The sequence below is a fragment of the Marinobacterium lacunae genome, assembly GCF_000705555.1.
Taxonomy (GTDB): Bacteria; Pseudomonadota; Gammaproteobacteria; order Pseudomonadales; family Balneatricaceae; genus Marinobacterium_D; species Marinobacterium_D lacunae.
This window is the reverse complement of the sequence record NZ_JMQN01000004.1, coordinates 1-19,571: the sequence shown is the minus strand read 5'-3', so window position 1 is coordinate 19,571 and position 19,571 is coordinate 1. Positions and strand designations below refer to the sequence as shown.

Annotated in this window: 15 protein-coding genes and 1 tRNA gene; 10 read left to right on the top strand and 6 right to left on the bottom strand. The window is 55.8% G+C overall.

The window, feature by feature from the left end:
- Nucleotides 1–74: 74 nt before the first annotated feature.
- Nucleotides 75–863 carry a hypothetical protein gene (locus ADIMK_RS00100; protein ID WP_036182206.1) on the top strand — a complete coding sequence of 263 codons (789 nt, stop codon included), beginning with the start codon at nucleotides 75–77 and terminating at the stop codon, nucleotides 861–863.
- Between the two features lie 14 nt (nucleotides 864–877).
- Here the strand turns inward: ADIMK_RS00100 and ADIMK_RS00095 are convergent, their stop codons facing one another.
- From ADIMK_RS00095 to ADIMK_RS00085, 3 genes are read right to left on the bottom strand one after another with little or no spacing between them, the layout of a single operon-like run.
- Nucleotides 878–2,176 (bottom strand): TolC family outer membrane protein, encoded by a 1,299-nt coding sequence (locus tag ADIMK_RS00095; protein ID WP_036182204.1) that lies wholly within the window; start codon nucleotides 2,174–2,176, stop codon nucleotides 878–880.
- A gap of 1 nt (nucleotide 2,177) precedes the next feature.
- A complete protein-coding gene (locus ADIMK_RS00090) occupies nucleotides 2,178–3,395 on the bottom strand; it encodes a GGDEF domain-containing protein (RefSeq protein ID WP_036182201.1) in 1,218 nt (405 codons plus the stop codon).
- A gap of 54 nt (nucleotides 3,396–3,449) precedes the next feature.
- Nucleotides 3,450–4,637 carry a pyridoxal phosphate-dependent aminotransferase gene (locus ADIMK_RS00085; RefSeq protein ID WP_036182198.1) on the bottom strand — a complete coding sequence of 396 codons (1,188 nt, stop codon included), beginning with the start codon at nucleotides 4,635–4,637 and terminating at the stop codon, nucleotides 3,450–3,452.
- 256 nt (nucleotides 4,638–4,893) lie between these two features.
- On the opposite strand from ADIMK_RS00085, the gene uvrB reads away from it, so the two are divergent.
- The 7 genes from uvrB to ADIMK_RS00050 all read left to right on the top strand — a co-directional run bounded on the left by uvrB (nucleotide 4,894) and on the right by ADIMK_RS00050 (nucleotide 14,295).
- Nucleotides 4,894–6,909 (top strand): excinuclease ABC subunit UvrB, encoded by a 2,016-nt coding sequence (gene uvrB, locus ADIMK_RS00080; protein ID WP_036182195.1) that lies wholly within the window; start codon nucleotides 4,894–4,896, stop codon nucleotides 6,907–6,909.
- A 177-nt stretch (nucleotides 6,910–7,086) separates the two neighbouring features.
- On the top strand, nucleotides 7,087–8,931 hold the full coding sequence (locus ADIMK_RS00075) for a methyl-accepting chemotaxis protein (protein ID WP_036182192.1): 1,845 nt from the start codon (nucleotides 7,087–7,089) through the stop codon (nucleotides 8,929–8,931).
- A 251-nt stretch (nucleotides 8,932–9,182) separates the two neighbouring features.
- Nucleotides 9,183–10,262, top strand: a complete 1,080-nt coding sequence (locus ADIMK_RS00070; RefSeq protein WP_036182189.1) for a TRAP transporter substrate-binding protein — start codon at nucleotides 9,183–9,185, stop codon at nucleotides 10,260–10,262.
- Nucleotides 10,263–10,345: 83 nt separating this feature from the next.
- Nucleotides 10,346–10,882, top strand: a complete 537-nt coding sequence (locus tag ADIMK_RS00065) for a TRAP transporter small permease subunit (RefSeq protein ID WP_197027435.1) — start codon at nucleotides 10,346–10,348, stop codon at nucleotides 10,880–10,882.
- A gap of 18 nt (nucleotides 10,883–10,900) precedes the next feature.
- Nucleotides 10,901–12,187, top strand: a complete 1,287-nt coding sequence (locus tag ADIMK_RS00060) for a TRAP transporter large permease (protein WP_036182186.1) — start codon at nucleotides 10,901–10,903, stop codon at nucleotides 12,185–12,187.
- A gap of 86 nt (nucleotides 12,188–12,273) precedes the next feature.
- The gene (locus tag ADIMK_RS00055) at nucleotides 12,274–13,632 is read left to right on the top strand and encodes a cache domain-containing protein (RefSeq protein WP_036182184.1); all 1,359 of its coding nucleotides are present in this window, start codon (nucleotides 12,274–12,276) and stop codon (nucleotides 13,630–13,632) included.
- Between the two features lie 9 nt (nucleotides 13,633–13,641).
- Nucleotides 13,642–14,295 carry a response regulator transcription factor gene (locus ADIMK_RS00050; RefSeq protein WP_036182181.1) on the top strand — a complete coding sequence of 218 codons (654 nt, stop codon included), beginning with the start codon at nucleotides 13,642–13,644 and terminating at the stop codon, nucleotides 14,293–14,295.
- Here ADIMK_RS00050 and ADIMK_RS00045 read toward each other — a convergent pair.
- Nucleotides 14,283–15,113: an ABC transporter substrate-binding protein gene (locus ADIMK_RS00045; protein ID WP_081849602.1), complete on the bottom strand. Its 831-nt coding sequence runs from the start codon at nucleotides 15,111–15,113 to the stop codon at nucleotides 14,283–14,285. The genes ADIMK_RS00050 and ADIMK_RS00045 overlap by 13 nt on opposite strands.
- A 63-nt stretch (nucleotides 15,114–15,176) precedes the next feature.
- Here ADIMK_RS00045 and ADIMK_RS21115 point away from each other — a divergent pair, with 63 nt between their 5' ends.
- Both ADIMK_RS21115 and ADIMK_RS00035 read left to right on the top strand, forming a co-directional pair.
- Nucleotides 15,177–17,822 (top strand): bifunctional diguanylate cyclase/phosphodiesterase, encoded by a 2,646-nt coding sequence (locus ADIMK_RS21115; RefSeq protein WP_156042705.1) that lies wholly within the window; start codon nucleotides 15,177–15,179, stop codon nucleotides 17,820–17,822.
- 134 nt (nucleotides 17,823–17,956) lie between these two features.
- A tRNA-Val gene (locus ADIMK_RS00035) sits at nucleotides 17,957–18,033 on the top strand.
- A gap of 200 nt (nucleotides 18,034–18,233) precedes the next feature.
- Here ADIMK_RS00035 and ADIMK_RS00030 read toward each other — a convergent pair.
- Together ADIMK_RS00030 and ADIMK_RS00025 are read right to left on the bottom strand one after the other, a co-directional pair.
- Nucleotides 18,234–19,130 carry a shikimate dehydrogenase family protein gene (locus ADIMK_RS00030; protein ID WP_231516963.1) on the bottom strand — a complete coding sequence of 299 codons (897 nt, stop codon included), beginning with the start codon at nucleotides 19,128–19,130 and terminating at the stop codon, nucleotides 18,234–18,236.
- Nucleotides 19,108–19,571: tripartite tricarboxylate transporter permease (locus ADIMK_RS00025; protein ID WP_036182176.1), on the bottom strand; the 464-nt coding region annotated here is incomplete at its 5' end. The genes ADIMK_RS00025 and ADIMK_RS00030, both read right to left, overlap by 23 nt.

The window sequence follows — 19,571 nt, the reverse complement described above, 5'->3', positions numbered from 1 at the left end:
GTCGCGAAGATGTGCAATCACCGTGATGGCGGTTAGTATTAAAGCTGATTTCGCCTGCTTTGGGGGTGCCCGATATGAGTCGTCGTTTGGCTGATCTTCTCGATCAAGTGCGCAAGGAATATGTGCAGACGATGCTGGATCATGGCGCGACTGAGCCCTACCTGACCGCACACCGTGTCTGCAATACAAGGCTTTGGCTCTCGGGCCCTGATTTGGCCGAGCTGATCGCTGAAGATCCAAAACTGCTTTCTGCCCGGGCAAGTGACCTAATCGACGATGATCGAGAACGTGCCAACCCCTGCGTTGGCGCCATTGTGACCAGCAATATTGTGGCGGCGGCGTTGGAAGGGTTGCTGGCCGTTGCAGTTAATCGTGAGTGGCTCGATGTTGACTCTGATGGACGTGTGCTGGTCGATGCGCATGAGCTGGATTCGGTGCCGTCTGTAACGGGGGTCGACTACTCCGATGCTGGCGATTTTACCCCAGCGCGAGGCCGCAGCCGTCTTAGTGAAATGTTTCATGTGGCCGAGCAGGCCTATCTGGAGCGCTTGGGTGAGGGGCCACATGACGCCTACCAGCTGGCGCTGATGGTGTCCTCCGATCACTCGATATTCACGCTGGATGATTTGGCGCCGCTATTACAGGAGAACCCGCTGTTACTGGGGCTCAGAGCTGATGATCTGGTTGATGAAGAGCTGTTCGATGGCGACCCGCCTGCGGGGATTATAGTCAGCGCCCATCTGGCTGAAATGTTGGTTCAGCAGTTGCTGGAAAGGGCGCTGGAATCGGGCGCTATCGGACATGACAGTGAGGGGCAGCCCATACTGTCGGAAGCCGATGAGGACAATCCGACAGTTCACTGATTGGCGTGTGTTGGTCAGGGTTCGAGCCAACTGTCCAAGGCGATGATGTCTTCGGGGCTCAGGCTGCCGACCACCTGTTTGAATTGGAACAGGGTGCTGACGTGATCGTAACGCGCATTTGCGTAGTTGAGCTTGGCCTGATATAGCGCGTTCTCGGCATCGAGTACGTCGACTACGTTACGTGTACCCACCGAAAAGCCTTCTTCCGTTGCCTGTAGGGCTGTTTCCCTTGATTTGATGCTCTGGGCTCTGGCCTTGACGCTCTCGACGCTCGTGTTCAGATCCCGTAGCAGAGAACGCGTTTGTTCAATCAGACCGCGGCGCTGATCTTCCTGATTGTAGAGTGCGGCCTGATTGCGCAGGTTAGCTTCGCTGACACCCGAGCTGAGTGACCCGCCGGTATACAGCGGCATAGACAGCGACAGCGCGATGCTATTGCTATCGCTCCAGTCTCCCCGCTGTGTGGACTCTCCGTTTTGCATCTCCAGTGAAAGAGTCGGTAGACGCTCGGCTCTTGCTGCCTGAAGTGAGCGACGACTGGCTTCCTGATCATACTGGCTAATACGGTATGTCAGGTTGTCCTGCAGTGCGCGATCCAGCCATGAGTCGGGTGAGTTGGGCGTCACCGATTGGATCGGGTATTCGCTTTTAAGGGGGGCGATGGTGCCAGCTTCGCCGCCCCCGAGGCGCTCTACCGCTTCCAGACTGTTGCGAAGAGCGCCCTGTGAATCGATCAGCTGCACCGCAGCTTCGTCATAGGAGGCCTGTGCATCCAGGACATCGGTGATGGCGATCAAGCCAACATCGAACTGCGCGTTGACCTGATCAAGCCGTCGCTTTAGGGCTCGCTCTTTAGCTTGGGCGAGATCTAAGGCGCTCTGAGCGCGAAGGACGGCAAGGTAAACATCAACCGTGCGCTGAATCAGCGACTGCTGCGCCAACGCAAATTCAGTCTGTGCCTTTTCATCCAGCACCTGCCCGCGACGGAAATTGAACCAGCTGCTGGCATCGAAGACGGGCTGGCTCAGCGCCAGTGTATAGCCGTGGCTGTTGCCATCGAAGTTTCGCGTGTCGGAGCGGGTTGTATCGGCACTCAGGCCGACCTGGGGAAGCAGTGCAGCGCGAGACTGTGGCAGCGCTTCTCTGTCTGCATTGTAGGTGGCTTCTGCAGCTTTCAGCTGAGGGTCATTTGCCAGTGCGCGAAGATACAGATCGTGCAACGCTCCAGCGTACGACTGGGATGAGCCCAGCGTGGCCATTAGCGCGGTGGTCAGTATCCATCTCCTTGAACCGGTTACGGCTTTGTTGCGCATTCTATAGTCCCTTGTTCTGGTTACGGGCGAGCTTGGCTTGGCGGAGCCTGCGATCGCTCAGCAGCATGAGGTCGTCACTGCTGCCGTTGGTTTCCGACAGGCTCGCCACGCCTGCGCTTGCGCTAAACTCTTTGAGTCCTGCGTGTTCGCGCATCTCGGCTTCAATCTGTATTAGTCGCTCCCTGAGCGGGGGAGGTTCCTGACGATACGGCATTAATACGACAAATTCGTCGCCTCCGAAACGAAAAACTCTGTCTTCCGGGCGGCAGATGTGGCGCAGCTTCTGGGCGAAGTCGCGCAGTACAGAGTCTCCGAACTCGATTCCGGCACTCTGGTTGATAGAGGAAAGGCCATTGATATCCAGCATCGCCATTTCGCAGTTTTGCTGATAATGGCGATAGTGCTCTTCGAAGGCGACTAGTGTCGAGTCAAACGCATCGCGACCGGGTAGGGCGGTCAGCTCGTCGATGGGAAACGTGTCCAGGTTCGGAAGATCGCCGCTAGGCTCTCGTCCATTCACTGCCAGGTGGCTGGCGATCAGGTCGGCGCACAATGACAGGAGTCTGCCGGTCAGTACAAGATCCTGTTTGCCATCAAAGCCCCAAACGCATAGGGTGCCAGCGGCCTGACCGCTGTTGTGGTCGACGCGCTGCAACATCGCCAGAGCAGAGCCGTCGTGCTCAAGAAGTGGATCGTTAGGGTATTGCTCGGCGGGGCGGATTAGCGTCAGTGCTTCGTTGCCGGCCTGGTAGAGCGCTGCCAGTACGCTGTTCTCAAGTGGGATCTGCCGGGGTGGCTGGAGGTCGCCTGAGTGCCAGTGTCCGAGCAGGTCATCTGAATTGGCGGTTTTATGCTTGAGCGCTGCGCAGTGTGGCCAGTCAAGTAGGGGGCCTAACACGGTTGCAGAGGTCAGCCAGGGGTCTCCTCCTTGAGCAAGGGCTGGTAACAGCGATCTGACCAATTGCCTCTCCCCATCGCTGCGCATGGCATCAGTGCCGATGATCAGCTGGTGCTGTTCGGCAGCAAGGGGCTCGAAAAGGTAGTTCCCGAACATTTGCGGGCCGTCGGCCGTTTCTGCCCATTTGGCTAGGGCAGCGCGCATGCTTTCGGGTAGTTCGGCAAAGCGGGTGTTGTGCCACTCGGCGGAGTTGTCTCTGAAGAGGGCGATGGGGTGTGAAGAGTGTTTGAAAATCTCGGTGATGATGCGGGTTTTCAACACCGGGCCTCCGTAGCAGGAAGAGAGCGGCAGGAGGTGTCTCCTGCCGCTCGGTCATCAGCTGTTGAGTGCCTTCGCGATACGTGCTATCGCGTCTTTGAGCACATCCATGCTGGTTGCAAATGACAGGCGCATGTTGCCCGGTGCACCGAATGCGGAGCCGGGAACCATTGCAACGCCTGCTTCGGTCAGCAGGTATTCGGCCAGTGCGATGTCGTCGGCGAACTCAGGGCGTGAATCGATAACGCTCTGGAAGCTCGGGAACGCGTAGAATGTGCCGTCCGCTGGAATGCACTCGACGCCTTCAATCTCGTTCAGTGCCGCAACTACGAAGTCGTGACGCTCCTTGAACGCTTTCACCATCTCCTTGACGCACTCCTGATCGCCTTCGAGCGCTGCCTGAGATGCAATCTGAGAGATCGACGTCGGGTTGGACGTGCTCTGAGACTGAATCTTTTTCATCGCGCCAATCAGCTTCGCAGGCCCGGCTGCGTAACCGATACGCCATCCGGTCATGGAGTAGGCTTTGGATACGCCGTTGAGCACGATGGTACGCGGGTACAGGTCAGGGCAGGCGTTCAAAATGTTACAGAACGGCTTGTCGGTAAACAGGATGTGTTCATACATATCGTCTGTCGCAATCAGCACATCCGGGTACTTACGCAGCACCTCGCCGAGAGCGGCCAGCTCTTCGAGTGTGTAGGCAACGCCGGTAGGGTTTGACGGGCTGTTGAGAACAACCAGTCGAGTACGCGGGGTTATTGCCGTATCGAGCTGTTCCGGCGTGATCTTGAAACGCTGTTCCTGGGTGGTCGTAATGATCACCGGCTTGCCGTCGGCTACCAACACCATGTCGGGGTAGGAAACCCAGTACGGAGCCGGGATGACGACTTCGTCACCTGCATTGAGCAGAGCCAGAGACAAGTTGAAAAAGCTCTGTTTGCCGCCGCAGGATACGAGAATCTGGTTGGCTTCATATTTCAGGCCGTTATCGCGCTCGAACTTGGCAATAATCGCTTTTTTCAGCGCGGGGGTACCGTCAACGGCCGTGTATTTGGTGAAACCGTTGTTAATGGCGTCGATGGCGGCCTGTTTAATGTGGGCCGGAGTATCGAAGTCCGGTTCGCCGGCGCCAAGGCCGATGATGTTTTGCCCTGCTGCGCGCAGTTCAGCGGCACGGTTGGTGACCGCCAGTGTCGGCGAGGGTTTGATGCTGTTTACACGGTTGGAGAGTTGCACGTCCAAGCCTAGGTTCCTCTTGCTATCAGTGCCCGAAAAACGTCGTGAAGTCTAACTCGATGAGCATACAGGATTCGGGGTCTACTCTAAATCCCTGAAAGGGTAAAAAACTGTCCGGGCGGCGACTTTAGTGAATTAAGTTGCCGATAAGAAATCCCTTGGCGCTGTGGTGATATTGATCTGGCCTGCCGTTCATTTGGACATGATTTGGCGATCCCAAGCGCGTTATACTCACCGGTTCGCTTCACTGCAGGATAGAAGGATGAAAGAGAGATTCAAGGTAAGTTCTTCGTTTGAGCCGGCCGGGGATCAGCCCAAGGCGATCGCTCAGCTCGTTGAGGGGCTCGAATCGGGGTTGGCGGCGCAGACGCTTTTGGGTGTGACCGGCTCGGGTAAGACTTTCACCATGGCGCATGTGATTGCCTCCGTGCAGCGCCCGACGATTATCCTCGCGCACAATAAAACGTTGGCCGCGCAGCTCTACGGCGAATTTCGCGAGTTTTTCCCCGATAACTCTGTCGAGTACTTCGTTTCCTACTATGACTATTACCAGCCAGAAGCGTACGTCCCTTCGTCGGATACCTTTATTGAGAAAGACGCCTCGATAAACGATCACATCGAACAGATGCGGTTGTCGGCCACCAAAGCGCTAATGGAGCGGGACGATGCAATCATCGTCGCGACGGTGTCTTCGATTTACGGTCTGGGTGATCCCAAATCCTACTTGTCCATGATGCTTCACCTTGACCGCGGGGACGTGATCGATCAGCGGGCGCTGTTGAGGCGTTTGGCCGAACTGCAATACACCCGAAACGATATCGAGCTACATCGCGGTACCTACCGGGTGCGCGGGGATGTAATTGATGTGTTTCCTGCAGAATCGGAGATGGAGGCGGTGCGCATAGAGCTGTTTGACTCTGAGGTCGAGCAGATCAGCTATTTTGATCCGCTAACCGGTGAAGTGCTGCGCAAGGTGCCACGTGCGACGATCTACCCCAAAACGCACTACGTGACGCCACGGGAGGTGCTGCTCGAGGCGGTGGAGCACATCAAAGAGGAACTGCGTGAACGTCTCAAGCAGATGCGTGACAATAATAAACTGGTTGAGGCCCAGAGGCTGGAGCAACGCACCCTCTATGATATCGAGATGATCATGGAGTTGGGATACTGCTCCGGTATTGAAAACTACTCGCGTTACCTCTCCGGCAGAGGTCCAGGGCAGCCGCCGCCGACCTTGTTCGAGTATCTGCCGGACAACGCGCTTGTCATCATCGACGAATCCCATGTCACTATCCCGCAGTTGGGTGCCATGTATCGTGGCGACCGCTCACGCAAGGAAACCCTTGTCGAGTACGGCTTTCGTTTGCCATCGGCGCTGGACAACCGGCCTTTGAAGTTTGAAGAGTGGGAGCGGCTCGCACCACAGATGATTTTCGTGTCGGCGACCCCGAGCAAGTATGAGGCGGAGCATGCCGAACAAGTGGTCGAACAGCTCGTGCGGCCCACGGGGCTTATCGATCCGGTTGTCGAGGTGCGCCCGGCCACGACTCAGGTGGATGATCTGTTGTCTGAAATACGTCAGGTGGCCGCTCGAAACGAACGCGTAGTGGTCACGGTGCTGACCAAGCGCATGGCCGAGGATCTGACCGAGTTTCTGGCTGAGCATGGCGTAAGGGTGCGCTATCTGCACTCCGACATCGATACAGTCGAGCGAGTTGAGATCATTCGTGATCTGCGTATCGGTGAATTCGATGTGCTGGTCGGCATCAACCTGCTGCGTGAAGGTATTGATATGCCGGAGGTGGCGCTGGTCGCCATTCTGGATGCTGACAAGGAAGGTTTCCTGCGATCCGAGACGTCGATGATCCAGACCATCGGGCGCGCGGCACGAAACGTTAACGGTCGCGCCATTCTATACGCTGATCGTATGACCGGGTCCATGGAGCGGGCTATTGGCGAAACGCAGCGGCGTCGTGAGACGCAGAAGGCGTTTAACGAGGCGCATGGCATTACCCCGCGAGGTATCGTCAAATCCGTTGCCGACATTATGGAAGGTGCCAATATCCCCGGTCGTAAGAGTAGTCGGGGCGGAAGGAAGACGGTTGAGCCAGCAGCCAACTTTCGTGTCGATGAAAGCAGCATGAGTACGGAAGAGCTGGCGCGTGCCATCAACCGGCTTGAGGATCAAATGTATGAAGCGGCACGCAATCTGGAGTTCGAAAAGGCGGCGCAGCTGCGCGATGAGCTGGAACGGATCAAGCACGCATCGATATCCTAAAGCTGACTTCAGGCTTGTTTTGCGCGGCTAATGTGATAAAACGTAAGGCGTTGCGACTAAAGTCGCAAAATGCGGACAGGACTTTTGGGGGAGCCACAGAGAGGGCTTGGGTGCTGTTCACATAAGATCCCGCCAAGAGGTGGGGCGATTATTATAAAGTGTTACAAAGGAACATCCATGTCCTATCTGAAGCTCGGGTTTAAACAGAACCTGTTACTCGTGGTCATCCTGACCATTCTTGGATTTGCAGCGCTTGTTACCCTGTCAATATCCTCCCTCAGTAAACAATCGGCGGCAGCTGAGCAGGTCGACCTTCTGGGTCGTTGGGTTATCGATTTGAGTAATATCAAGTCAGATGTATCCAATGTCTCACGTCTTGATGGGGCGCGGGCCAAAGAGGTTTTGGTGACGCTGCAGGAAGAGAAGGCCTCCGTGCTGAGTGGTCTGAGTGATCAGGGGATGGAGCAAGCTGCTGAGCTGCAAGATACGTTGGGCAGCTGGATCGATGTGAAAAAGCGGTTGTTGGAAACCTCCGATTCAATCGGGCGCGCCAATGATCAGGGGCAGCGTGCAGCGGTCAACGAGAAAATGGATGCTTTCGAACGGACACTCTTCTCGTTTATGCGCCAGCCGTTCCGAGTGTTGAAAGATAGCGTATCTCAGGTGTTAGAGCAGCGTACTCCGGAGAGCTTCGCCGCTTATAAAGAGGCCGCCGCCGGACTCAGAACCAGCCTTGTCGAGCTCGACTTCCTCGAAACCTTCGACAAGCCGCTGACTGAAATCGAAACCGAGATGGATAAGCTGATCGACTTGCTGGAGCGCCAGAATAAGGCTGCTGCTGAAGCAGAACAGTATCTGGTTGAACTGAATGAAGAGGTGTCGACCGATCTGGATATGGTGCTCGGACAGTTGGCGACTGCGAGAAACGATGCCAATCAGGCGAGCACTACTGCTCGCACAACCATCTTGGCAGCAGGTCTTGCGGTGTCGCTGGTAGTGTTTCTGCTTCTGATGACAACTTGGCGGAAGTCCACGCGTGCTCTGACCGCAACGTTGGATTCATTGGAGAAAATCGCGGCCGGTGATCTTCAGCAGCGTTTGGCTGTGAGCGAAGGGCGTCAGGATGAATTCGACCGCCTGGGCGTCGCGGTGAACAACCTTACAGAGCAGCTGGGTGGTGTGCTAAACGGTGTAAAAGGTAGTAGCGAGCAGCTGCAGCGCATGTCGTCTGAGCTGAGCCAGACGCTCAAAGTTCAGATTTCGGAGAGTGAGCAGACCGAATCCGAAACCAGCTCGGTCGCGGCGGCGGCCGAAGAGATCAGTCAGACCGTGCTCGAGATGGCAAGTGCCTCAGAAGAGACCAATCGCCTATCAAATCAGGCTCAGGATGCAACCGAAAAAGGCGGCGCGGTCATTACGGGTGCGCTTGGATCTCTGGAGCAGATTTCGGATCTGTTTTCGCGAATCCATGAGCAGCTTAACGACCTTAACGCTGCGTCCGGCCGTGTCGATGGCGTCACCGAGATGATCAATGGTCTTGCCGAGCAGACCAACCTGTTGGCGTTGAATGCGGCGATCGAAGCTGCACGCGCAGGCGAAGCCGGTCGAGGGTTCTCTGTTGTGGCTGATGAGGTGCGGGCACTGGCGGAGAAGACTGTGTCAGCGACTTCAAGCATCAATGAGATCAACACCAACATGCAGGTCCAGATGAAGCAGATATTGGGTGCGATGGAGAATGGCCAGAATCAGGTCAGTCAAAGCCGCAGCCAGGGCGGTGAGGCGATTCAGGAGATGAGCCACATCCGCGCACTGTTCGGCGAGGTTAGCGACCGTAACCAGCAGCAGGCTGCCAGCATCGAGCAGATAGCCGCGACGGCACAGTCGATAGCCCATAGCATGAACGCGGTGTTGGACAACGTATCACGCGGGTCCGAGCGCAGTCGTGAGATCGGAAGCTTCTCCTCCGATGTCGTGGGCCATGCGCAGGGGTTGCAGGGTATGATCTCCCGCTTTAAATGCTAAGGGCGTAAAGCGCTTAAGCGACAGGAAGGGCGACTTCATCGGGAGTCGCCCTTTTTTATTGCCTTACGTATCACTTACGTAAAACTACGTAGTGTGGATTGCGTTGATATACGTATCGCTTGCGCATTTGTACGGGTGCGATTGCGCGGAATTTCGAATAGGTCTGGCCAATTAACCCTGAGAAACTGAAGATCGCTCGGACAGCGTCTAAGCTGTTCCGGTGAACCCCAAAGTGAAAGGACATAAAAACAATGTTGAAACTGACTTTTGCTCGCAAGCTGATTGCAGCTGCAGCCTGTGCTGCGGCTGTGATTGCCCCGGCTCACGCCGCTGAAAAAACCTACCGCCTGAAGCTGGCTGAAACCTGGCCGACCAACTTCGGTACCTTCAGTGTGCCTGCTCGCGAGATGGCCGACCTGGCAGAGAAAATGTCCAATGGTCGCCTGAAGATCGAAATCGACACCGCTAACAAGCACAAATCAGCCTTCGGCGTGTTTGATATGGTCCGCGCCGGCCAGTACGACATGGGGCACTCCGCGTCCTACTACTGGAAAGGCAAGGTTCCCAACACTCTGTACTTCACAACCATGCCGTTCGGCATGACTGCAACTGAGCAGTACGGCTGGTTCTACTACGGCGGCGGTATGGAGCTGATGCAGAAGGTCTATGAGCCGTTTGGCCTGATGTCCGTTCCCGGCGGCAACACCGGCGTACAGATGGGTGGCTGGTTCCGTAAAGAGATCACGTCGGTTGATGATCTCAAAGGCCTGAAAATGCGTATTCCGGGCTTTGCCGGTGAAGTGCTGGCTAAGCTGGGTGCAAGCCCGACCAATATCGCCCCGGGCGAGCTGTACACCTCCCTCGAGCGCGGCACTATTGACGCGCTGGAATGGGTTGGTCCGTCTATGGACCTGCGTATGGGCTTCCACAAGATCGCGCCTTTCTACTACACAGGCTGGCATGAGCCGGCAACCGAGCTTCAGTTCCTGATCAACAAGAAGAAGTTCGAGAGCCTGCCGGAAGATCTGCAGCAGATCCTGCTGACGGCGATGAAAGTATCGGCCTACGATATGACCATCAACTCTCACCATGTATCGGCCGAGAACTGGGTCACCATGAAGACCGAATTCCCAAACGTGCAGGTGAAGGACTTCCCGCCTGAAGTTGTCGCTGCCCTGAAAAAGGCAAACGACGAACTGCTGTCGGAAGCGGCTGCTGCCGATCCGCTGGCTAAAGAGATCCTCGACTCTCAGGCTTCTTACCTGAAGCAGAGCCGTGTTTGGACCGATATTGGCGAACGCGCCTACCTCAACAGCATGGCTGAAGAGTAAACTCTGCCCTGCGGGAGCCACGGCCTGTGCTGTGGCTCCCTCTCTGTGTTGAAACTCACCCCCGGGCCATGAGGTCGTTCACCATGTTTTTGTTACGTCTTGAACAGACGATCGATCGGTTTTCCGATCTGCTCGGCAAGATCGCCGCCATTCTTTTCGTGCTGATGCTGTTCAACGTTTTTTATGACGTTGTCTCCCGTTACCTGTTTAACGCGGTATCGATAGGCATGCAGGAGATGGAGTGGCACCTGTTTGCTGCCATGTTCATGCTTGGCATTCCCTACACGCTGCGTGCCGGTGGCCACGTACGTGTTGATGTTATTTATGACGGCCTTGCGTTGCGCAAGAAGGCCTGGATCGATCTGATCTGTACCCTTGCGCTGCTGATGCCGTTCTGCCTGCTGGTTGCCTGGTACGGTGTTGACTTCGCACGAGAGTCGTTCCAGCTCGGAGAGGGCTCTGGCGACCCCGGTGGTTTGCCGTATCGCTGGATCATTAAATCCGTTATCCCGTTTGCGATGTTCTTCAATTTCATCAGCGGTATTGGTTTGGCGCTGCGTTCAATCAATATCCTGGCGGGACATCACCAGGATGACGATTACACTCCCGTTCAGCACTAAACAGGCAGGGATCAGACAATGATCGGTATTATCATGTTTTTCGCCGCCCTGCTTATGTTGCTGGTCGGCTTTCCAGTTGCCTACACCTTTGGCGGTGTGGCACTGATCTTTGGCGTGTTCGCCGAAGGTCCCGATATTTTCGCTTTCATGCCGTTCCGCGTTCAGAGCATCATGGAGAACGTGACCCTGATGGCGGTTCCGCTCTTCATTTTCATGGGTATCGTGCTTCAGCGTACCCGTCTCGCAGAGCAGCTGCTGGAGTCGATGGGGCAGCTCTTTGGTGGCGTACGTGGCGGGCTGGCAATTTCCACGGTTCTGGTCGGTGCGCTGCTTGCGGCATCAACCGGCGTAGTGGGGGCGTCTGTAGTGGCAATGGGTCTTATCTCGCTGCCCGTCATGATGAAGTACAACTACGACAAGCGACTGGCCTGCGGCACCATCTGTGCGTCGGGTACTCTGGGTCAGATCATCCCGCCGTCCATCATTCTGATCATTCTCGGTGATGTTCTGGGTATCCCCGTTGGTGATCTGTTCAAGGCCGCGGTGATCCCGGGTGCGGTGCTTGTCGGTGCATACCTGATCTACATTCTGGTGATAGCCTGGGCCAAGCCTGAGATGGCGCCGACCGTCCCACGCGATGAGTCTCTTAACCGCCGTCAGTTCTACGTCAAGGCTGTCGCATCGATCGTGCCGCCACTGGCGTTGGTGCTCGTGGTGCTGGGTTCAATCTTTGCCGGTATCGCGACGCCTACCGAATCGGCTGCACTGGGTGGTGTTGGTGCTCTCATTCTGGCGATCATCTACCGTCAGTTCAGCTTCAAGATGATGATGGAAGCGTCAATGGAAACGGTCAAAGTTACCGCGATGGTATTTGCCATCCTGCTCGGTGCGACCGCTTTCTCGATGGCGTTCAGCTATACCGGTGGTGATTACATCGTTGAAGAGGTGCTGACGGATCTGCCTGGCGGTGCAACTGGCTTCCTGATTCTGTCGATGATTGCGATCCTGATCCTTGGCTTCTTTATCGACTTCGTCGAAATCGCCTTCATTATCGTGCCGATACTGGCACCGGTGGCTGATGCGCTGGGTATTGCGCCTCTGTGGTTTGCAATCCTGATCGCGATGAACCTGCAGACCAGCTTCCTGACGCCTCCTTTCGGGTTCTCTCTTTTCTATCTCAAAGGTGTGGCGCCGAGAGAGATTACAACGCTGGACATTTACAAAGGCGTTATGCCATTCATTCTGATCCAGATACTCATCGTAATCTCGATTATGGTGTTGCCGCACTGGTACGGGCTGGTATAAACAGAGCCTTCCATGGGCAGGGAAGAGCCGGGTGTGGGGAACCACAGCCGGCTTCTCTGTTTTTGTAGCAAAGGACCCTTAAGGCCATGACGCTCAAAATAAAAATAATGCTGTTGGCGATTTTGCCTATGGTGCTGGTGACCTCCTTTACTACCTGGGTAGGCAGCAAGGGGGCACGTCTGCTCTCTGAGCAGGAGATCGAGATATTCGAGCAAAGCCTGCTGGAGTCCAAGCGCCGGGAGCTGCGCCACTATGTTGATATCGCGCAGACCCTGATACGTCGGGTGATTGCCGAATCCGGTACGAATAGAGCCAAGGCGCAGGCCGAGGTAAAGCGGATTCTGCACGACATGACATTCGGAGAGGATGGTTACTTCTTTGCCTACGACGCCGATGGCGTCAATCTGGTGCATCCGATACAGCCGGAGTTGGTAGGGCGTAATCTGATGGATATACAGGATAAAAATGGCGTCTATGTCATTCGCGAGCTGATGGCTGCAGCTCATGAGGGGGGCGGTTACCGGCGTTATCTATGGCAGAAGCCTTCGCGGGAAGAGATCGAAGAGAAGATCAGTTATGTCGTCACCATACCTGAGTGGGGGTGGATGATGGGAACCGGCCTTTATATCGACGACATCAGCCGCGAGGTCAACAAAATTCGTGGCGAGGTGAATCGCAACATTCGTGAAAACGCGTTCACGGTCAGTGTTATCGTACTGGGTACGGTATTGATCATCGTGTTGCTTGGCGTTGCGATCAACCTGCATGAAAGCCGTCTGGCCGATGTGCGGCTTCGTGCTCTAGCTCAGCGTTCAATCCTGTTTCATGTCAATGAGCGGCGGCGGTTTTCCCGCGAACTGCATGACGGCATCAACCAGCTGATGGTATCGGTGCTCTATCGTATGGAACTGGCGCAGCGCCGCTTGTCAGCCGGTGACAGCAAAGGGCTCGATGACCTCAGCACTGGGCGCCAGGTGCTCAATGAGGCGATTCAGGAGGTGCGGCGCATCTCGCATGACCTGCGTCCGAGCATATTGGATGATCTGGGCCTTGAGTCGGCACTTGGTAATCTGCTCGAACAGTTCTCGGAACGCACCGGTGTTCGCATCAAGCGAGAGATTTCGCTGCCTGAGAAACGCTTGCCGGAGGATATCGAGATGACGCTTTACCGGCTGATTCAGGAAGCGTTGACCAATGTTGAGCGGCATGCCGATGCCAGCGAACTGGTGCTGAGGCTCGACCATATGCGTAATGCAGTGAGGCTGGACCTGAAGGATAACGGTCGCGGGTTTGAACAAGTTTCCAATCAGCATATGCTCGGCATAGGGTTGCGCAATATGAGAGAGCGCGTTGAACTACTCGGAGGCGAGTATCGACTGGATACCGGTGTGGGCGAGGGAACACGCATTCGTGTACGCCTGCCGGTCAAAGCGGTGCGTGCGTAAGGAGAGAACATGAGCAGCGAACCGATCAGGGTAGTATTGGTTGATGACCATCCGCTGGTGTTGGATGGCATCCGTGCCCGTTTGGAAGAGGAAGCCGGTATTAGCGTTGTCGGCGAGGCCTGCAATGGTCAGCGGGCGCTCGAACAGGCCAAGGCGCTCGAGCCCGACGTCATGCTGATGGATGTGTCGATGCCGGTAATGAACGGCTTTGAGGCGACTCGTGCGCTGCGGGAGCAATGCCCCAATGTGCGTGTCCTGATTCTCAGCATGCATGACAACCGCGAATATATCCTTCAGCTGATTCAGTCAGGCGCCTCGGGCTATATTCTGAAAGATGTGTCGTCAGAAGAGATGGTCAAGGCGATTGAAACTGTGCATCAGGGCGGCACCTATTTCAGCTCAGGTGCATCTCAAACCCTGTTCAGTCGTTTTGACGAACCCGCGACACCTGTTCAGGACACAGGCGTACTAACCCGCCGGGAATTGACGGTGCTCAAGCTGCTGGCGGAGGGGCGTAACAACAAGGAGATTGCACGGGAGCTGGATATCTCGGTACGCACGGTTGAAACCCACCGCCAGAACATTAAATCGAAACTTAATATTCAGACGGCGGCAGGTCTTGTGCGCTACGCAATCGAGCACAATCTGGTTCAGATGTCCTGATCGCCGACAACGGCCGGTAGCAGGTCAAAATGGCCGGCGGCCTCTTTCAGGCGACCATCCTGTTTGATCTGGTCGACAAACTGGTTGACCCGTGCCAGCCAGTCGGGCTGATCTTTCGCGACGGCATAGGCGTATTTGAATGGGCGCGGTGAGGCAATGTCAGCCGGTTCGATAAGCTTGGCCCAGTCGTAAAAACGCAGAACTTTGCGCGAGTATGGATAGTCGGTAATGAAAATGTCGGCACGTCCGGACAGCACCGACTCCTCCCGTTCACGCGGATCGCGGACCGTCAGTACTTTGGCCTGTTTCAGGTTTTCCCGCATGTAGGTTTCCATGTACGTACCTTCCTGCACACAAACCACTCCACCGGGCTGATCAATATCGTCCCAGGCCCTGAGGCTTGGGTGGGTCTTGGTCGTAACACCATACATGTGGCTCGCCAGATAGGGCTTGCTGTAGTCGATACGCTGAGCGCGACTGGGTGTGATCGCAATGGAGAACATGCCGATATCGCACTTGTCCTGTTCGATGTCGTCCATGAATCGCCCGAAGTGGGTTTCGACAAAAGTAAGCTTCACATTCAGATCTTGGGCAAAGGCGCTGGCCAGTTCGATATCAATGCCTTCAAGCTCACCGGTTTTGGGGTGGCGGGCACTGATCGAGAAATACTCAGGCCAGATGCAGACTCTCAGGTTGTTGTCTGCCTCTATTCTTTGCAGCCGATCGTCCGCCAGGCTTACAGTCGGTAGGGCGAAGGCAAACAGAAATAAAAAAAGGGTTAAAAAAGTCTGACCTGAAGCAATAGGCCGTAGGCTCATGGTGCGCTCCTTCCACAATAACGTATATCATGCCGACTATATGCAGTTTGGGGTTTCCTGCCATTGATCTGGAATCGTATTTTTGTCGTTCCTTTGATCGGAGTCGTGCTCTGCGCCTGTTTTATTGCGATTTATTTCGTATTTCAGGCGATAGGTGAGTCACGCGCTCGGGTTAGTATCGCATCCGAATCGGTGGTGTTGGCGCACACACTCGAAAGTGGCCTGGTGCGCAGCATTCAGGATGTTCAGGGACGCCTCAACAGTCTTCGTTCTCAGCTTGAATACACTGAAGACCTGTTTTTTGTGCCGGATGAGTTGCAGCGGCGCCTCTCAGCGCTGATCGAGATGAGTCCTCAGTTGCGCGAGCTTGCAGTTGTGTCCCCCGAAGGATTGGTACTCGGCAGCTCCCAGGAGGGGGCTATCGGCAAGACAGCCCCAGGGCTGAGCTGTCTTGCTGAAGGGGATACCCATCTGCCGATGCTGTTTGGTCGTGCGCTTGCTGGCCGCTCCCTGACTGAAACCCTTGCCCCGGCGGGCGTTTATCAATTGCCAATCTGCATGCCCTTGTTCAAGGGGGCAGGTAATCTGGTGGCCTGGATCGTCGCAGTCTGGAATCCGGATGCGGTGCGTGCCCAGTTCAGGCCGTTGATCGAACAGCTGCCGTTGAGCCTTCAACTGATGAGCTACGACGGGCGGCTGATGGTGGCGGAACCCGCAGAAGGTGTATTGCCTGGATATAGTCTCGGGGATCAGGAGCCTTTTCGATCGCGCCTTGCCGAGAGAGAGTGGGGCAGCTTCGAAGTTGAGGGTAACGGGCGCGAGTATCTGGTGAACTATCGGGCCACCTCGCTTTATCCTGTCGTGCTGACACTGAAATATGACCTGACGGAAGGCCTCACGTACTGGCGGCAACTGATGTCCAAATTGCGTTGGCTTGTCACCGGAATCGTCGCGATGATATTCGTTGCAACCGGATTTATGGTGCGTCAGTTCAAGCGCGAGCAGCAGATGGCTGATCGGTTGCAGCTGTTGGGCACTGCCATCAGTACCACGGCGAATGCTGTGATCATCACGGACCGCGAAGGGGTAGTGCAGTGGGTCAACCGTGCGTTCACTCAGCTGACAGGATATGAGCCCGAGCAGGTGGTCGGCCGAACGCCAGCAATTCTCAACTCGGGTGAACATCCCAAAGCGTTCTTTCACGAGTTGTGGAATACCATATCCAGTGGTCGAGTATGGCGCGGTGAAGTGGTTAACCGCACCCGTGCAGGCGGCCGGCTGATTGTCGACCAGACTATTACACCGATACGCAGTGATAATCTTGAAATCGACCATTTCGTGGCGGTGCATGAAGATGTTACGGCACGACGGGAGGCTGAACAGCGGGCGCTATTCCTTGCGTTCCACGATCAGTTGACAGAACTCCCCAACCGGCGCCGCCTTACCGAGAAACTCGGCGAGGCGTTGCAACTGCCGGACCAGCGGGATATCGGTCTGCTGTATATCGATCTCGACAACTTTAAAACGGTCAACGACACTCTCGGCCACGGAATGGGTGATGAGTTGTTGGTGATTACGGTGCGTCGCCTGACCAATGCCGTGAGCGACGATATCTGCCTTGCACGTCTCGGCGGTGACGAGTTTGCGATGCTGGTGACCGAAAATGTCGATAAGTCCTGGCTGGAAGAGTTGGCGGCGCGTCTGATCAAGGTGCTGGCGCAGCCAGTCGAGCTGAAGGGTACGCGCTTCCAGCTTTCCGCCAGTATTGGTGTCGCCATCGGCACCAGCGGCGAAGCGGAACCCGCAACGCTGCTGCGTCAGGCTGACCTGGCGATGTACAAGGCCAAGCATGATGGGCGCAATCTCTACCGCTTCTTCGACGTGAAGATGGATTATCTGATGCGTCGTCGTGTCGATCTCGAGCAAGGGTTGAGAGTTGCGATGTCGGGTGAAGGTGAGCTGTCGATGCGCTACCAGCCCATTTTCGATGCCAATACGTTAAGGCCGTTGGGCCTTGAAGTGCTGTTGCGCTGGCAGAATGAAGCGGGTGAATGGATATCGCCTGCCGAGTTTGTTCCGGTTGCCGAAGAGAGCGGCATGATCGTCCAGCTTGGGGCCTGGCAGATGGAAGAGGTGATCAGTCAGCTGGCTACCTGGGATGCTGAAGGGCTGGAAGTGGGCTACCTGAGTGTGAACGTGTCTGCCGTGCAGCTTGCGCGGGACGACATCGCCGGGCGCCTGCTGCACCTGCTGGCCCGTTACCACATAAGCACCGACCGTATCGTTGTTGAAATTACCGAAACAACACTGATGAGCAAGGCGCCACTGGTTAAAAGTAATCTGGCGGCGCTTGAAGCAGCCGGTGTGTGTGTATCCATCGATGACTTTGGTACCGGCTACTCGTCGTTGAGCTACCTGAAAGAGCTGCAGGCCGATTATCTGAAGATCGACCGCAGTTTTGTCGTCGGGATCGGCAAGAACCGCAGTGATGAAGAGATTATCAACGCCATGCTGGCGCTTGCGCGCAGCCTGCAAATGCGTGTGGTGGCCGAAGGTGTGGATGATGCCTCTCAGCTGAGGTTCCTGCAAAACGCCGGCTGTGACTTGATTCAGGGCTACCTGCTCAGCCGACCGCTGACCAATCTGGACGCGGCGCAACTATTTGATCGGGCACGGAATGGGCTGACAGTCCTCGCCGGTTCTGCATGATCAAAAAATGATCTAAGACCTTGAAAACGAATAGAAAAAATCTGAAAAAATATTATAGCCGGGGCTTGCTAAAGCGTCCGGCATCTATATAATACGCACCACGTTTGAAGGCAGGGCGACTTGCTCAAGCATTTAGGACTATAGCTCAGTTGGTTAGAGCACCACCTTGACATGGTGGGGGTCGCTGGTTCGAGTCCAGTTAGTCCTACCAGAATTCTTAAGAAAACAGCCGCTTACGGATTATGCCGAGCGGCTGTTTTTTTATGTCGAAACGCGGCACCGTCACGCTATTGCAGGCCTATCCAGACGCAAAAAAAAGGCTGCCCTTGGGCAGCCAGAAAACCAGTGTTCTCGGCACTGGTGCTAGAGACTGAGCGCGGACACGAAAAGCGTCAGTCCCGTGAACTTCACTTACCTTTGCAAAGACTCCAAATTGCTATGAAGGGCGTATTGCTGCTGGAAAGCCGCAAGCGCTTTTTCGGCATCGACTTTCACGTCGGTGAAGATTTCGAATGCGTCGATACCCTGATAGATGAACAGATCAAATCCGGACATCAGGGCAAGGCCGTGACGGTGTGCTTCGGTTAGAAACTCGGTATCCAGCGGGGTATAGACGGCATCAAATGCCCATTCCTGACCGCCGAAGAGACTGGCGGGCAGGGGAATGCCCGGGGTTTTGTAGTGGCCGACCGGCGTGCAGTTAACAAGGCCCTGTGTAGACCGGGCTGCGTCGGCCAGGGAATCGGCTGTGGCCACGCTGGCGGTAAAACCCTCCGAGTTGATCGCGTCGGCCAGCGACCGGGCATTGTCTGCATTCAGATCGAATACGATGACCTCGGTAGCGCCGACTTCGAACAGGCCAAAGGCCACGGCGCGCCCGACGCCTCCTGCGCCGAGCAGCAACACCTTGCCTGCCGGAGTCTCACCGAAGCGAGAGCGGTAACCGCGTATAAAGCCCGTATAGTCGGTGTTGGCTGCCATCACCCCATCTTTCAGTAACAGGGTGTTGGTTGAGCCCACGAGTTGTGCATCGGCTCGGGTGATACTTGCATGAGCGAGTGCCACCTGCTTGAACGGGTAGGTTACGTTGCAGCCGCGATAGCCTTCGTCTCTCAGCTGCTGGAGTGTATCGATGAAGGCTGACGGGCTGCTGTCGCGAGGCTCGTGCAATTGATAGTGGATCTGCAGCCCGTTCAGCTCACCCAGTAGTTCATGCAGGGCAGGCGAACTTGATTTGGCGATTGACCGACCGATAAGTCCCAGTTTGATCATGGTATTCAACACCTCAGGCTGTAGAGTCGTTTGCATTGCCCGGATGTCCGGTACTCTGTTTGTCGGAGAGGGTGTGATGTTTCCGCTTGAGCAGCTTCGATAGGGGCGTTTGCGATAACAGCACCAGGACGACAACTGAGAACAGCACGATGGAGAGCGGGCTGGAGAACAGGTTGCCGAAGAACTCGCCCAGATCCCCGCGCTCGGAGATGATCGCCCGACGCCAGTTCTCATCCACCAGTCGGCTCAGGATCACGCCGAGGATCACCGGCCCTACCTGGTAGCCGTACAGCTTCATGAAGTAGCCCAGCACACCGAAGCCCAGCATCCACCAGATATCCGCCACCGAGTTGTTGATCGCATAGGCACCGACGATCGACAGCAGGAAGATCAGCGGGATCAGGATCCCTTTCGGGCACTCGACGATGCGGGCGAACAGCTTGATCCCGGTCAGACCGAAGATCAGCACGAAGATAT

Excerpts from the sequence above, each read along its gene's own strand:
- ADIMK_RS00095 (WP_036182204.1), bottom strand. The coding sequence starts at position 2,176 with ATGCGCAACAAAGCCGTAACCGGTTCAAGGAGATGGATACTGACCACC.
- ADIMK_RS00075 (WP_036182192.1), top strand. The coding sequence starts at position 7,087 with ATGTCCTATCTGAAGCTCGGGTTTAAACAGAACCTGTTACTCGTGGTC.
- ADIMK_RS00060 (WP_036182186.1), top strand. The coding sequence starts at position 10,901 with ATGATCGGTATTATCATGTTTTTCGCCGCCCTGCTTATGTTGCTGGTC.
- ADIMK_RS00055 (WP_036182184.1), top strand. The coding sequence starts at position 12,274 with ATGACGCTCAAAATAAAAATAATGCTGTTGGCGATTTTGCCTATGGTG.
- ADIMK_RS00030 (WP_231516963.1), bottom strand. The coding sequence starts at position 19,130 with ATGCAAACGACTCTACAGCCTGAGGTGTTGAATACCATGATCAAACTG.
- ADIMK_RS00045 (WP_081849602.1), bottom strand. The coding sequence starts at position 15,113 with ATGAGCCTACGGCCTATTGCTTCAGGTCAGACTTTTTTAACCCTTTTT.
- ADIMK_RS00070 (WP_036182189.1), top strand. The coding sequence starts at position 9,183 with ATGTTGAAACTGACTTTTGCTCGCAAGCTGATTGCAGCTGCAGCCTGT.
- ADIMK_RS00100 (WP_036182206.1), top strand. The coding sequence starts at position 75 with ATGAGTCGTCGTTTGGCTGATCTTCTCGATCAAGTGCGCAAGGAATAT.
- ADIMK_RS00065 (WP_197027435.1), top strand. The coding sequence starts at position 10,346 with ATGTTTTTGTTACGTCTTGAACAGACGATCGATCGGTTTTCCGATCTG.
- uvrB (WP_036182195.1), top strand. The coding sequence starts at position 4,894 with ATGAAAGAGAGATTCAAGGTAAGTTCTTCGTTTGAGCCGGCCGGGGAT.
- ADIMK_RS00050 (WP_036182181.1), top strand. The coding sequence starts at position 13,642 with ATGAGCAGCGAACCGATCAGGGTAGTATTGGTTGATGACCATCCGCTG.